General features: G+C 68.5%; 12 protein-coding genes. 8 read left to right on the plus strand and 4 right to left on the minus strand.

What is annotated here, in order from left to right:
• The first annotated feature begins 2 nt into the window (after positions 1-2).
• The 3 genes from QM782_RS23195 to QM782_RS23205 all read left to right on the plus strand — a co-directional run bounded on the left by QM782_RS23195 (position 3) and on the right by QM782_RS23205 (position 1088).
• A complete protein-coding gene (locus tag QM782_RS23195; protein ID WP_415205222.1) occupies positions 3-500 on the plus strand; it encodes a DUF3304 domain-containing protein in 498 nt (165 codons plus the stop codon).
• A 30-nt stretch (positions 501-530) separates the two neighbouring features.
• The gene (locus QM782_RS23200; RefSeq protein ID WP_415205223.1) at positions 531-755 is read left to right on the plus strand and encodes a hypothetical protein; all 225 of its coding nucleotides are present in this window, start codon (positions 531-533) and stop codon (positions 753-755) included.
• 111 nt (positions 756-866) lie between these two features.
• Positions 867-1088 carry a hypothetical protein gene (locus QM782_RS23205; RefSeq protein WP_415205224.1) on the plus strand — a complete coding sequence of 74 codons (222 nt, stop codon included), beginning with the start codon at positions 867-869 and terminating at the stop codon, positions 1086-1088.
• A 180-nt stretch (positions 1089-1268) separates the two neighbouring features.
• Here the strand turns inward: QM782_RS23205 and QM782_RS23210 are convergent, their stop codons facing one another.
• Genes QM782_RS23210 through QM782_RS23225 form a run of 4 tightly spaced genes read right to left on the minus strand, consistent with a single transcriptional unit; the run spans position 1269 to position 5488 of the window.
• Positions 1269-2141: a carbohydrate ABC transporter permease gene (locus QM782_RS23210; protein WP_415205225.1), complete on the minus strand. Its 873-nt coding sequence runs from the start codon at positions 2139-2141 to the stop codon at positions 1269-1271.
• Positions 2141-3040, minus strand: coding sequence for a carbohydrate ABC transporter permease (locus QM782_RS23215; RefSeq protein ID WP_415205226.1), 900 nt, complete (start codon positions 3038-3040; stop codon positions 2141-2143). The genes QM782_RS23210 and QM782_RS23215 overlap by 1 nt, the downstream gene beginning before the upstream one ends.
• Before the next feature lie 7 nt (positions 3041-3047).
• Entirely contained in the window at positions 3048-4382 is a 1335-nt protein-coding gene (locus QM782_RS23220; protein WP_415205227.1) for an ABC transporter substrate-binding protein, read from the minus strand.
• Between the two features lie 35 nt (positions 4383-4417).
• Positions 4418-5488, minus strand: coding sequence for an ABC transporter ATP-binding protein (locus QM782_RS23225; protein WP_415205228.1), 1071 nt, complete (start codon positions 5486-5488; stop codon positions 4418-4420).
• Positions 5489-5663: 175 nt separating this feature from the next.
• On the opposite strand from QM782_RS23225, the gene QM782_RS23230 reads away from it, so the two are divergent.
• From QM782_RS23230 to QM782_RS23250, 5 genes are all read left to right on the plus strand, one after another.
• A complete protein-coding gene (locus QM782_RS23230; RefSeq protein ID WP_415205229.1) occupies positions 5664-6428 on the plus strand; it encodes a FadR/GntR family transcriptional regulator in 765 nt (254 codons plus the stop codon).
• Between the two features lie 32 nt (positions 6429-6460).
• A complete protein-coding gene (denD, locus tag QM782_RS23235; RefSeq protein ID WP_415205230.1) occupies positions 6461-7477 on the plus strand; it encodes a D-erythronate dehydrogenase in 1017 nt (338 codons plus the stop codon).
• Complete coding sequence (locus QM782_RS23240; protein ID WP_415205231.1) at positions 7474-9315, plus strand: IlvD/Edd family dehydratase; 1842 nt, start codon at positions 7474-7476, stop codon at positions 9313-9315. Before denD ends, QM782_RS23240 begins: the two co-directional genes overlap by 4 nt.
• A gap of 535 nt (positions 9316-9850) precedes the next feature.
• Positions 9851-11815, plus strand: coding sequence for a PhoX family protein (locus tag QM782_RS23245; protein ID WP_415205232.1), 1965 nt, complete (start codon positions 9851-9853; stop codon positions 11813-11815).
• 162 nt (positions 11816-11977) lie between these two features.
• Positions 11978-13015 (plus strand): amino acid ABC transporter substrate-binding protein, encoded by a 1038-nt coding sequence (locus QM782_RS23250; RefSeq protein ID WP_415205233.1) that lies wholly within the window; start codon positions 11978-11980, stop codon positions 13013-13015.
• Positions 13016-13017 lie beyond the last annotated feature (2 nt).

Raw genomic sequence — 13017 nt, forward strand, 5'->3', positions numbered from 1 at the left:
CCATGAAATCCAAATCCAAATTCTGGCTGGTGATGGCTGCATTTGCAGTCCTGCCGCTCGTCGCCTGTTCCAATTCCTCCGGGGACGGAAAGACCAAGCCCGATCAGATGGTGGCCACTATCAGCCCGTACAACCATACGCCAGACTACATCCATCAGTTCTACGTGGATGGTCAAGGGGGCGGTAATTCACGCGCCTATGGCGGCGGTGGCAGCTTTGTCTGCTGCATCGCTTACCCGAAACAGTGGCGTCCCGGACTGACTGCGCAGGTTCGATGGACGACGTCGAGTTCCGACCCGAACGCCACGGGCGACGATACCATTGAAAAGTGGCATGAGAAGGTCGTCCCTATTGATCGGTACGACGAACCCGGCTCGGTCCTGAATGTTCACTTCCTGCCACAGGGTGAAGTACGATTGGTGATCAGTAACACGAGTGCCGCTCACCCGAATTATCCCGGTCCGAAGGCACCGGAGAAGCCGGCCAGCTTTCCGTATTGACATGGTCGACTGACTGCAGGAATCATCCTTATGTCGAGTTTCACGCCCGGTTGGTATGCCGTCGCCAAGCAGAGCAACGGCAGTACCTCGTGCCTGTACTTCCGCAGTACCGAGGCCTACACCGCCAGATGCACGATCGACCCCAATGGTCGACAGATCCTGCTTTGGCAGGATCCGCAAGGCATCAATGGCACTGGTCGGGCAGGACGTTGGCAGCCGAGCTATGCGCGTCTGGCTCTCGCCACTTCCCAGTGACCAATTCCTGGATTTTCTGAAGATTCGTGGCGTCGAGCCCGCGCACATCCCGCGCCGCATCCGCTGGGCCGAGATCGGTGCTGTGGTACGTATTACGGGAGACCGGAACTCTTGCACGACCTGAAAACCGTGCCCGAGAACATCGCCACGCGCGAAACGATGACGAAGCCTACCGCTCCGCAGGACCAATGGCGCAATCCCATCGGCAAGGCATTGGTCGAGCGCATCACCCGCGTGGGCCCGAAGGATGGCCAGCGCCTCGATGCGCCCGCAGGGCAGACGGACCTTGCCCAGGCACAGCGCGCGATCTCCTCGGGGTACACCACAGCCTGAGCGACTGGACCGTATGGCGCACATCGCTGCGGGCGACCCGTTCGTGCGGCGCTGCGAACGAAGGCTGGGCCGTACCGACGATCGCCGCATTGATCGCGCCAGGTTGCGTCGCCGCTCGGTGCGGGGCTGCCGTGGCTGCGGCGAAGCCACAGGGTCGCCGCAGGGTCGGCCCAGCGCGGCCTATTCCTTGACCGAACCGGTCATGCCGGACACGTAGTACTCGACGAAGAACGAGTAGATGAAGGCCACCGGCAGCGAGCCCAGCAGGGCGCCGGCCATCAGCGGCCCCCACTGGTACACGTCGCCCTGCACCAGTTCGGTCACCACGCCGACGGGCACGGTCTTGACCTCGGAGGAGGAGACGAAGGTCAGCGCGTAGATGAACTCGTTCCACGACAGCGTGAACGCGAAGATGCCGGCCGAGATCAGCCCCGGCACGGCCAGCGGCAGCACCACCTTGACGAGGATCTGCCAGCGCGTGGCGCCGTCGATCAGCGCGCACTCCTCCAGCTCCATCGGGATCGAGCGGAAATAGCCCATCAGCAGCCAGGTGCAGAACGGGATCAGGAAGGTCGGGTAGGTCAGGATCAGCGCCAGCCGCGTGTCGAACAGGCCGAGCTTGAACACCACGCTGGCCAGCGGGATGAACAGGATGGACGGCGGCACCATGTAGGCCAGGAAGATGCCCAGCCCGACGTGGCGCGAGCCCTTGAAGCGCAGCCGCTCGATCGCGTAGGCCGCGAACACCGAGGCCGCCAGCGACAGGAAGGTGGACACCACCGACACCAGCACCGTGTTCCACAGCCACTGCGGGTAGGTGGTCTCGAACAGCAGCTTGCGGAAATGCCCCAGCGTGGGCGCCACGACCCAGAACGGATTGCCCTCGCGCGAAAGCAGCTCGGCGTCCGGCTTGACCGCGGTGATGACCATCCAGTAGAACGGGAACAGCAGCACGATCAGGAACACGGCGAGCGGCAGGTAGACCGTGGCCAGCTTGCGCGGCACCGAGTCCAGGTACGACATGCCGACGGTGTCGACGTCCGGTTGGGCCATCAGTCCTTGCCTCCCTGTTGCCAGGCCCGGCGCTGCAGGCCGAAGAAGCTGAACAGCACGCAGGCCAGCAGGAACGGCACCATCGCGATCGCGATGGCCGCGCCCTCGCCCAGCGCACCGCCGGAGATCGCGCGCTGGAACGACAGCGTGGCCATCAGGTGCGTGGCATTCAGCGGCCCGCCGCGGGTGATCACGTAGATCAGCTGGAAGTCGGTGAACGTGAACAGCACCGAGAAGGTCATCACCACCGCGATGATGGGCGTCAGGAGCGGCAGCGTAACGTGGCGGAACTGCTGCCAGCGCGTGGCGCCGTCGATGGCCGAGGCCTCGTAGTACGAGGGCGAGATGGTCTGCAGCCCGGCCAGCAGCGTGATCGCCACGAAGGGCACGCCGCGCCAGATGTTGGCGATGATCACGGCGATGCGCGCGTTCCACGGATCGCCGAGGAAGTCGATGTAGTGGTCGATCAGGCCGAGCTTGACCAGCGCCCAGCTGATGATGGAGAACTGCGAGTCGTAGATCCACCAGAACGCGATGGCCGACAGCACCGTGGGCACGATGTACGGCAGCAGGATCACCGCGCGGCAGAAGGTCTTGAAGCGGATGTTCTTGTTCAGCAGCAGCGCCAGCCACAGCCCGAGCACGAACTTGAAGATGCTGGCGACGACGGTGTAGACCAGCGTGTTGAACAGCGCCAGCCGCGTCACCGAGTCGTTCCACAGGTAGGCGTAGTTCTCCAGCCCCACCCACTGGCCCGGCCGGCCCACCTTGGTGTCGGTGAAGCCGAGCCAGGTGCCGAGGCCGAGCGGATAGGTCAGGAACAGCAGCAGCAGCACCGCCGCCGGCAGCATGAACAGCAGGCCGAGCGCGTTGCGGCTGTTCTGCAGGCGGGCGAGCATGTCCGGATCACACCTTGTAGTAGCGTTCGGCGCGCTTCTGCGCGCGTTCGGCGGCTTCCTTGGGCGTCCTGGCACCGCTGGCGGCCTCGGCCACCATGTTCGGAATGATGAAGTCCGCCGCCACGCCGGCCGACGCGTAGCCCAGCGTGCCCTCGTAGCCGGCCGGCCGCAGGTTCTTGACCGAATCGCGGTACGGCGTGTTCTTCGGGTCCGAGGTCCAGATCGGGTTGGCCTCGTAGGCACGCAGCGGCTGCGCCACGTAGCCGCCGCCGCCCTGCAGCCAGGGGTCGAACTGTTCCTTCTCCATCATGAAGCGCAGGAACTCCTTGGCGGCGTTCGGGAACTTGGTGTACTTCATGATCATCTGGTTGAAGAACAGGTGCGACTCCGTCGGCACGCCGACCGGCCCCACCGGGAACACCGCGTGCTGGATGTCGGCCGCCATCTCCTTGAGCTTGGGGTCGGGCGAGTTCTTGGCCGCGTAGTAGACCGAGATGCCGTTGTTGGTCACGCTGATCTGCCCGTCCAGGAAGGCCTTGTTGTTGTTCGGGTCCAGCCAGGACAGCGTGCCCGGGATGAAGGTCGCGTACAGCTCCTTGCCGTACTCCAGCGCCTTGATGGTTTCGGGGCTGTCGATCACGACCTTGTTGCTCTTGTCCACCAGCTTGCCGCCGAAGGCCCAGACCAGCCAGTTGGTCCAGGTGCTGTCGCCGGTCGCGTTGCCCAGCGCCATGCCGCCCGGCGTGCCCTTGGCCTTGAGCGCCTGGAGCAGCTTCAGGAAGCCGTCCGTGGTCGTGGGAAAGGTGTCGAAGCCGGCGGCCTTGACCATGCTCTCGCGGTAAACGATCAGCGAGCCCGACGCACCCAGCGCCAGGCCCAGCCAGCGCTTGCCGTCCGGGCGCATGAAGGTCTCCGCGGCCGGGTACCAGCCGCCGTACTTCTTGCCGAGGTATTCGGCCAGGTCGGTCACGTCCAGCAGCTTGTCCGGGTACAGGTTGGCGTCGTCGTTGGTCGAGAGGATGATGTCCGGCCCGGCGCCGGTGTTGGCGGCCACGGCGGCCTTGGGGCGCACGTCCTCCCAGTTCTCGCTGTCCACGCGCACTTCCACGCCGGTGGTCTCGGTGAACTTCTTGACGTTGGCCATGTAGGCATCGATGTCGCCCTGCACGAAGCGGCTCCAGCGCAGCACGCGCAGCTTGGCTCCCTTCTCGGGCGTGAACTTCAGGCTCTGCGCGAGCACGCCGGGCGTGAACAGCGCGCTGCCGGTGCCGATGGATGCCACGGCCACCGCGCCGGCGCCGCCTTTGAGGATGCTCCGCCTGCGTCCTTGGAACTCGTTCATGCCAGTCTCCTTCGCTAAGGGTCGATGAAAAGCGCTCAGGCGGCGAGCCGCCGGCCCGTGCCCGCGTCGAACAGGTGCGCGCGCGCGATGTCGGGCTGCAGATGGATCAGCGTGCCGGGCGCGAAGTCGTGCCGCTCGCGGAACACGGCCGACAGCTCCGCGCCCTCGTGCCGGCAGGCGACGAAGGTGTCCATGCCCGTGGGCTCCAGCACCGCGACCTCGGCCGGGATGCCACGGTCTCCCAGCGTCAGGTGCTCGGGCCGGGTGCCGTAGACCACGTCCTGGCCGTCCTGCCCGCCGCTGCCCATCGGGGCCGGCAGCCGCGTGCCGTCGCGCAATTCCACCTCGGCCGCGAGGCCCGAGCGGCGCAGCGTGCCGGGCAGGAAGTTCATCGCCGGCGAGCCGATGAAGCCGGCCACGAACTGGTTGGCCGGGCAGTCGTACAGCTCCAGCGGCCGGCCGGCCTGCTCGACGCGGCCGTCGCGCATCACGACGATCTGGTCGCCCATGGTCATGGCCTCGATCTGGTCGTGCGTGACGTAGATCGAGGTCGTCCGGAGCCGCTGGTGCAGTTCCTTGATCTCGCTGCGCATGGCCACGCGCAGCTTGGCGTCGAGGTTGGACAGCGGCTCGTCGAACAGGAACACCTGCGGGTCGCGCACGATGGCGCGGCCCATGGCCACGCGCTGGCGCTGGCCGCCGGACAGCTGGCGCGGGTAGCGGTCCAGCAGCGGCACCAGGGCCAGGATCTCGGCGGCACGCCGCACCTTGGCGTCGATCGCGGCCTTGCCGGCCTTGGCCAGCGTCAGCGAGAAGGCCATGTTGTCGCGCACCGTCATGTGCGGGTACAGCGCGTAGTTCTGGAACACCATGGCGATGTCCCGTTCCTTGGGCGGCAGGTCGTTCACGCGGCGGTCGCCGATGCGGATGTCGCCGCCGTCGATCCGCTCCAGGCCGGCGATCATGCGCAGCAGCGTGGACTTGCCGCAGCCCGAAGGGCCAACCAGCACGGTGAACGAGCCGTCCTCGATGGCGATGTCCACGCCGTGCAGGATGGGCACTTCGCCGAAGTTCTTCTTGACGCCCTGGATCGTGACACTCGCCATGCGCGGGGATATTGGTTCGAGGTTGGGATGCCGTGCCGACAGTGGCACTCGTGAACGCACCCAGTATCGGCATGCCGGCGGCGGCTTTGCATCAGGGAAATCCGGTACTGGCAAACCCGCAAATTTGTATGATGACCCGATTACAGTACAGCGCATCTCCCTGCGCAGCCCGACCGTGACGCCCCGCCTCGCCGCCACCGACCTGCCCGCGGCCGACCCCCTGCGGCACGAGGCCGATCGCCTGTCGGACCGGCTGGCGCAGCGGCTGGCGCGGCAGATCGGCGGCGGCGCGCTGCCACCCGGCGCGCGGCTGCCGACCGAGCAGCAACTGGCCCGGGTGCACGGCGTGTCGCGCACCGTGGTGCGCGAGGCGGTGCACCAGCTCAAGTCGCTGGCGCTGGTGGTGTCGCGCCAGGGCTCGGGCGTGTTCGTCGCGCCGACGCCGGCGCACCAGCCGCTGGCATTCGATCCGCAGGTGCCGGGCTCGGTGGACGCGGTGGTCCACGTGGTCGAGGTGCGGCGCGTGCTCGAAGGCGAGATCGCCGCACTGGCGGCGCAGCGCGCCACGCGCAGCCAGGTCGCCGCGCTGCGCCGCCAGCTCAAGGCCATCGACCAGGCCGTGGCCGAGGGCCGTGACGGCGTGGACGAGGACCTGGCCTTCCACCGCCTGGTCGGCGAGGCCACCGGCAACCCGCAGTTCCAGCTGCTGCTGGGCTTCCTGTCCCAGTACCTGCGCGAGGGCATGCGCGTCACGCGCGGCAACGAGGCGCGGCGCGCCGACTTCATGCAGGCCGTGCAGCTGGAGCACCGCGCGATCGTGCAAGCCATTGCCGCGCGCGACCCGGCCGCCGCGCGGCGCTGCGCGCTGGACCACATCCAGCGCGCCGAGCAGCGGCTCGTCGAGGGCGGCGTGATGGCCGGACGGCGGCGCAGGACCTGAACCATTTCCCCATGTCACAAGGAAAGACCCCCATGAAACTCCTGATCACCGGCGGCGGCGGCTTCGTCGGCGCGCGGCTGGCGCGCACGCTGCTCGCGCGCGGCCAGCTGGCCGGCCGCACGATCGACCGCCTGGTGCTGACCGACATCACCCCGCCGCCGGCCGACCTGCTGGCCGACACGCGCGTGGAGGCCCGCACCGGCACGCTGCTGTCGCAGGCGCCGGCGCTGCAGGGCGAGGACTTCGACGGCGTGTTCCACCTGGCCTCGGCCGTCTCGGGCGAATGCGAGCTGGACTTCGAACTGGGCCTGCGCTCCAACCTGGACAGCACGCGCGCGCTGCTGGATGCGCTGCGCGCCCGCACGGCCGCCGGCGGCCCGGTGCCCAGGCTGGTGTTCTCCAGCTCGGTCGCCGTGTTCGGCCCCGACCCCGCGTTCGCCTGGCCCGGCATCGTGGCCGACGACACGCTGCCGGCGCCGCAGACCTCCTACGGCACGCACAAGCTGATGTGCGAATACCTGATCGCCGACTACACGCGCAAGGGCTTCCTGGACGGCCGCTCGGCCCGGCTGATGACGGTCACGGTGCGACCGGGCCGGCCGAACGGCGCGGCCTCCGGCTTCTTCAGCGGCATCATCCGCGAGCCGCTGGCCGGCATCGTGTCGGCCTGCCCGGTGGACGCCGGCGTGTCGCACCCGATGTCCTCGCCGTCGCAGACCGTGGACGGGCTGATCCGCGTCTACGAGGCCACGCGCGAGCAGCTCGGCGGCCGGCTGGCGCTGAACCTGCCGGCGCTGAACGTGCGCGTGGCCGACATGCTGGACGCGCTGGAGGAGGTGGCCGGCAGCCAGGTCCGCGCGCTGGTGCGCTTCGAACGCGACGAGCGCATCGCCGGCATCGTGGCCAACTGGCCGTCCGGCGCCACGGCCGCGCGCGCCGCGCGGCTGGGCCTGGCGCCGTGCCGGCAGTTCGCGGACATCATCCGCGAGTACATCGCCGACTGCCGGGCCGCGCCGAACGCGGCCCAGGCGCTGAAGGGCATCCAATGAGCAAGCACAAGCAAGGCAACGACACGATGAAGAAACGCAGCAGCAAGAAGAGCCAGGCGCCGCGGCGCCTGCGCTCGCAGGAATGGTTCGACAACCCGGCCAATGCCGACATGACCGCGCTGTACCTGGAACGCGTCATGAACTTCGGCCTGTCGTTCGACGAACTGCAGTCGGGCCGGCCCATGGTCGGCATCGCCCAGTCGGGCTCGGACGTCGCGCCCTGCAACCGGCACCACCTGGTGCTGGCCGAGCGCATCAAGGAAGGCATCCGCGACGCCGGCGGCATCGCCTTCGAGTTCCCGCTGCACCCGATCCAGGAGACCTGCAAGCGCCCCACGGCCTCGCTGGACCGCAACCTGCAGTACCTGTCGCTGGTCGAGATCCTGTACGGCTACCCGATCGACGGCGTGGTGCTGACCACCGGCTGCGACAAGACCACGCCGGCCCAGCTGATGGCCGCCGCCACGGTGGACATCCCGGCCATCGCGCTGAACGCCGGCCCCATGCTGAACGGCTGGTTCCAGGGCGAGCGCACCGGCTCGGGCACCATCGTCTGGAAGGCGCGCGAGCTGATGGCGGCCGGCAAGATCGGCTACCCGGAATTCCTCAAGCTCGTGGCCTCCTCGGCGCCATCCACCGGCCACTGCAACACCATGGGCACGGCCTCGACGATGAACGCGCTGGCCGAGGCCCTGGGCATGATGCTGCCGGGCAGCGCAGCCATCCCCGCGCCCTACCGCGACCGGCAGGAGATGGCCTACCTGACCGGCCGGCGCATCGTCGAGATGGTGCGCGAGGACCTCAAGCCCTCGGACATCCTGACGCGCGCCGCCTTCGAGAACGCCATCGTCATCAACTCGGCGATCGGCGGCTCGACCAACGCACCCATCCACTTGAACGCGATCGCCCGGCACATCGGCGTGCCGCTGGACAACGACGACTGGGAAAAACTGGGCTACAAGGTGCCGCTGCTGGTGAACCTGCAGCCGGCCGGCACCTACCTGGGCGAGGACTACTACCGCGCCGGCGGCCTGCCGGCCGTGGTGGCCGAGCTGGTCGCCAAGGGCAAGATCCAGCCGGCGCTGACGGTCAACGGCAAGACCATCGTCGAGAACTGCGAGGGCCGGTTCAGCAGCGACCGCGACGTGATCCTGCCCTACGCCAAGCCGCTGAAGAAGAACGCCGGCTTCCTGAACTTCAAGGGCAACCTGTTCGACTCGGCGATCATGAAGACCAGCGTGATCAGCGACGAGTTCCGCCAGCGCTACCTGGAGAACCCGGCCGACCCGATGGCCTTCGAAGGCTCGGCCGTGGTCTTCGACGGGCCGGAGGACTACCACGCGCGCATCGACGACCCCGCCCTCGGCATCACCGCGCACAGCGTGCTGTTCATGCGCGGCGTCGGCCCGGTCGGCTACCCGGGCGCGGCCGAGGTCGTGAACATGCGCGCGCCGGACTACCTGCTCAAGCAAGGCGTGACGGCGCTGCCCTGCATCGGCGACGGGCGCCAGTCCGGCACCTCGGGCTCGCCGTCGATCCTGAACGCCTCGCCCGAGGCCGCCACCGGCGGCAACCTGGCGCTGCTGCGCACCGGCGACCGCGTGCGCATCGACCTGAAGAAGCGGCGCGCCGACATGCTGGTCGCCGACGAGGAGCTGGCGCAGCGCCGCCGCGAACTGGAAGCCCAGGGCGGCTACCGCTACCCGCCGAGCCAGACGCCCTGGCAGGAGATCCAGCGCGGCGTGGTCGACGAACTGTCCAACGGCATGGTGCTCAAGCCGGCCGTGAAGTACCAGAAGATCCACGCGACCTTCGGCGTGCCGCGGGACAACCACTGACGCGGAGAGACGAACATCGGGCCCGGAGGGACATCGGACCCGGAGGGACGTCGGAATAGCTTGCGGGATGAGAGCGCGCACGGCGCCCTCACGGGCGTGGGGATGAACCGGTGATGAAGTCAGGGAAGACGGCTGGACATGGGCGTTCCCCACGAGTGTGGGAATGAACCGACGTAGGCGTAGTCGGCCGCGATCACGTCGCGGGCATTCCCCACAGGCGTGGGGATGAACCGGCCTGGACCAGCTCGGCGTAGCGTTCCAACGGCACGTTCCCCACAGGCGCGGGGATGAACCGACGGTCGTGTAGCCCAGAACCGGCACGGGGTCACGTTCCCCACGGCCGTGGGGATGAATCGCCATACCTTGCCAACGGCCGCGACCGCTTGGCGCGTTCCCCACGGAGCGGGGAACGGCTCTTTCGACACGAAACCGTCACGCGCGCTTCCTAGGATCGCCGCGGGGCCCTGCCGCAGCCGTGCGGCAGCGGTCCGTGATCCGCAACAACCAGCAGGCCCCGCGAGGCCCTCCCCGCACGATGTCGAATTCGCCCACCACGTCCCGCCGCCGCCTTCTCAAGATGATCGCCGGCGCTCCCATGCTGCCGCTCGGTACGGGCGGCCTGCTCGCCGCCTCCACGCTGACCGCCTGCGGCGGTGGCGACGACGCCGAACCGGCGTTCGTGTCCGCCGCGTTCATCGGCATGGCCGCGCCCGGCGCCGCCCATCCCGAGGCGCTGGCCACCACCACGGTCGGCTCCAGCCTCCAGGTCAACTTCGACGACGGCAGCAGCCAGACCTACCAGCTGGCCTACCAGCCCTTCTTCCTGACCGGCCAGGCGGTGCCCGACGGCCGCGGCGGCACGGTCATCGCCGGCGGCTACTACGACAGCGCCAACAACCCCATCATCGACCGCAGCGTCCCGGGCAAGGAGCGCCAGTTCTTCTCCGACAGCCCGGACGGCAGCTCGCTGCTGACGGTCCCCAACGCCAAGGTCGACGGCGTGAAGGGCAAGCCGGTGTTCGCCGTGGTGCAGTTCGAATACAACACGGCGGACCAGTCGGGCGCCAGCACCTACGGCACGCTGCCCTCGCCGATCGCCGTGCTGACGCTGGACCAGGATCCCGAGACGGGCCACCTGTCGCTGATCAAGTACCACAACGTCGATACCTCCCGGGTCCACGGCCTGTGGATCACCTGCGGCGCCAGCCTGTCGCCCTGGGGCACGCACCTGTCGAGCGAGGAGTACGAGCCCGACGCCTTCGACCAGGGCCTGGGCGGCCAGTCGCTGGCCACGCTGAAGGCCTTCAGCAAGAGCATGTTCGGCGACGAAGCGACGGCCAACCCCTACAACTACGGCCACCTGCCGGAAGTGACGGTGAACGCCGACGGCACCGGCAGCATCAGGAAGCACTACTGCCTGGGCCGCATCTCGCACGAGCTGATCCAGGTGATGCCCGACGGCCGCACCGCGCTGATGGGCGACGACTACACCAACGGCGGCCTGTTCATGTTCGTGGCCGACCGCAAGAACGACCTGTCCGCCGGCGCGCTGTACGTGGCCAAGTACGTCGACCGGCTGACCGACACCTCGACCGCGCGGATCCAGTGGATCCGGCTGGGCCACGCCACCAGCCAGGAGATCGACGACCTGGTGAACGTCGCGAAGATCAGGCCGACGGACATCATGGACTCGACCAAGACCGATCCGGGCGACGCCAGCTACACGAAGATCACCCTGAACAAGACGGCGGCCTGGGTGCGCGTGAAGGCCGGCCAGGAGAAGGCCGCGGCGTTCCTGGAGACGCACCGCTACGCCGCGCTCAAGGGCGGCAGCATGGCCTTCACCAAGATGGAAGGCACGACCGTCAACGCGAAGGACAAGGTCGCCTACTCCGCGCTCGCCAACATCCAGGACTCCATGGTCGCCGGCGCGTCCGGCTACGTGGAGGCGAACAACGTGACGTTCCCGAAGATCGTCGCCGGCGGCGTGGTGGCCCACGACCTGGGCGCCGGCCAGAAGGACAGCGACGGCGGCGCGATCGACAGCGAATGGGTGCCGACGCAGTCGCGCCTGCTGCTCAGGGGCCGGGACATCAGCGCCGACGGCCTGGGCAACACCGCCGACCCGGACAACATCGCCAGCCCCGACAACCTCAAGTTCTCCGAGAAGCTGCGCACGCTGTTCATCGGCGAGGACAGCGGCAACCACCTGAACAACTTCCTGTGGGCCTACAACGTCGACACGAAGAAGCTTGAGCGCATCCTGTCGTGCCCGGCGGGCGCCGAATCCACCGGCCTGCACGCCGTCGACGAGATCAACGGCTGGACCTACATCATGAGCAACTTCCAGCATGCCGGCGACGAGTGGAACCGCTTCCCCGCGCTGGACCCGGCGCTGAAGGCCGAGGTCGACGCCATCATCGACGCGCGCTACAACGACAAGGCCAGTTCCGCCGTCGGCTACCTGACGGCCGCCCCCAAGCAACCCCGCCTGGGCTGACGGTCTTGCGGCGCCCGCCGGGCGCCCGGACGCGGCGGCCGCCCACGCCGGCGGCGCCGCGCGCGCAGGAGGCTCCTGCAGCATCGGACGGACAGGCCGCGTAGACTGCCGCGCCTGCGGCCGGCATCGTCGCCGGCCTGTTCCATCCGACGAGGAATCCACATGCGCAAGAACCCTCCCCTGGCGCTGGCCGCCAGCGCCCTGCTCCTGGCGGCCGGCCTGGCCGCGGCCCCGGCCCACGCCGGCAAGACCCTGGACGCGGTGAAGCAGCGCGGCAGCGTCAAGTGCGGCGTGACCAACGGCGTGGCCGGCTTCTCCGCGCCCGACACCCAGGGCCACTGGTCCGGCCTGGACGTGGACAGCTGCCGCGCCATCGCCGCCGCCGTGCTGGGCGACGCGGCGAAGGTCGAGTTCGTGCCGCTGAACGCGCAGCAGCGCTTCGCCGCGCTGCAGGCCGGCGAGGTCGACATCCTGGCGCGCAACACCACCTGGAACCTGACGCGCGACGCCTCGCTGGGCCTGTCGTTCACCACCATCAACTACTACGACGGCCAGGGCTTCCTGGTGCCCAAGAAGCTCAAGGTCACGAGCGCGAAGCAGCTCAAGGGCGCGACCGTCTGCACCCAGGCCGGCACCACCAACGAGCGCAACGTGGCCGAGTGGTCCAAGGCCCAGGGCGTGCCGGTCAAGACCGTGGTGTTCGAGAGCTTCGAGGCCTCGTTCAAGGCCTTCTTCTCCGGCCGCTGCCAGGCCTTCACCACCGACACCTCGGCGCTCGCCGGCCTGCGCAACAAGGAGGCGCCGAACCCCGACGACTACGTCATCCTGCCCGAGCTGATCTCCAAGGAACCGCTGGCGCCGGCCGTCAAGCGCGGCGACGACGAGTGGTTCGCCATCGCCAAGTGGGTGCCCAACGCGCTGATCGAGGCCGAGGAACTGGGCATCACCCAGGCCAACGTCGACCCGCTCCGGGCCGACAGCAAGGACCCGGCCCAGCAGCGCCTGCTCGGCACCGGCGACGACCTGGGCAAGCTGCTGGGGCTGGACAAGGACTGGTCCTACCGCGCGATCAAGGCCGTGGGCAACTACGGCGAGATGTTCGAGCGCAACGTCGGCGCCAAGTCGACGCTGAAGCTGCCGCGCGGCGCCAACAACCTGTGGAACAAGGGCGGCCTGCTCTACGCCCTGCCGGTGAAATGAAG

This window comes from Pseudorhodoferax sp. (assembly GCF_047601025.1).
Classification (GTDB): Bacteria; Pseudomonadota; Gammaproteobacteria; order Burkholderiales; family Burkholderiaceae_C; genus Pseudorhodoferax.

Bases quoted from the DNA above. Each gene is read 5' to 3' on its own strand.
- QM782_RS23195 (WP_415205222.1), top strand. From the start codon at position 3: ATGAAATCCAAATCCAAATTCTGGCTGGTGATGGCTGCATTTGCAGTC.
- QM782_RS23200 (WP_415205223.1), top strand. From the start codon at position 531: ATGTCGAGTTTCACGCCCGGTTGGTATGCCGTCGCCAAGCAGAGCAAC.
- QM782_RS23210 (WP_415205225.1), bottom strand. From the start codon at position 2,141: ATGGCCCAACCGGACGTCGACACCGTCGGCATGTCGTACCTGGACTCG.
- QM782_RS23215 (WP_415205226.1), bottom strand. From the start codon at position 3,040: ATGCTCGCCCGCCTGCAGAACAGCCGCAACGCGCTCGGCCTGCTGTTC.
- QM782_RS23220 (WP_415205227.1), bottom strand. From the start codon at position 4,382: ATGAACGAGTTCCAAGGACGCAGGCGGAGCATCCTCAAAGGCGGCGCC.
- QM782_RS23225 (WP_415205228.1), bottom strand. From the start codon at position 5,488: ATGGCGAGTGTCACGATCCAGGGCGTCAAGAAGAACTTCGGCGAAGTG.
- denD (WP_415205230.1), top strand. From the start codon at position 6,461: ATGAAACTCCTGATCACCGGCGGCGGCGGCTTCGTCGGCGCGCGGCTG.
- QM782_RS23240 (WP_415205231.1), top strand. From the start codon at position 7,474: ATGAGCAAGCACAAGCAAGGCAACGACACGATGAAGAAACGCAGCAGC.
- QM782_RS23245 (WP_415205232.1), top strand. From the start codon at position 9,851: ATGTCGAATTCGCCCACCACGTCCCGCCGCCGCCTTCTCAAGATGATC.
- QM782_RS23250 (WP_415205233.1), top strand. From the start codon at position 11,978: ATGCGCAAGAACCCTCCCCTGGCGCTGGCCGCCAGCGCCCTGCTCCTG.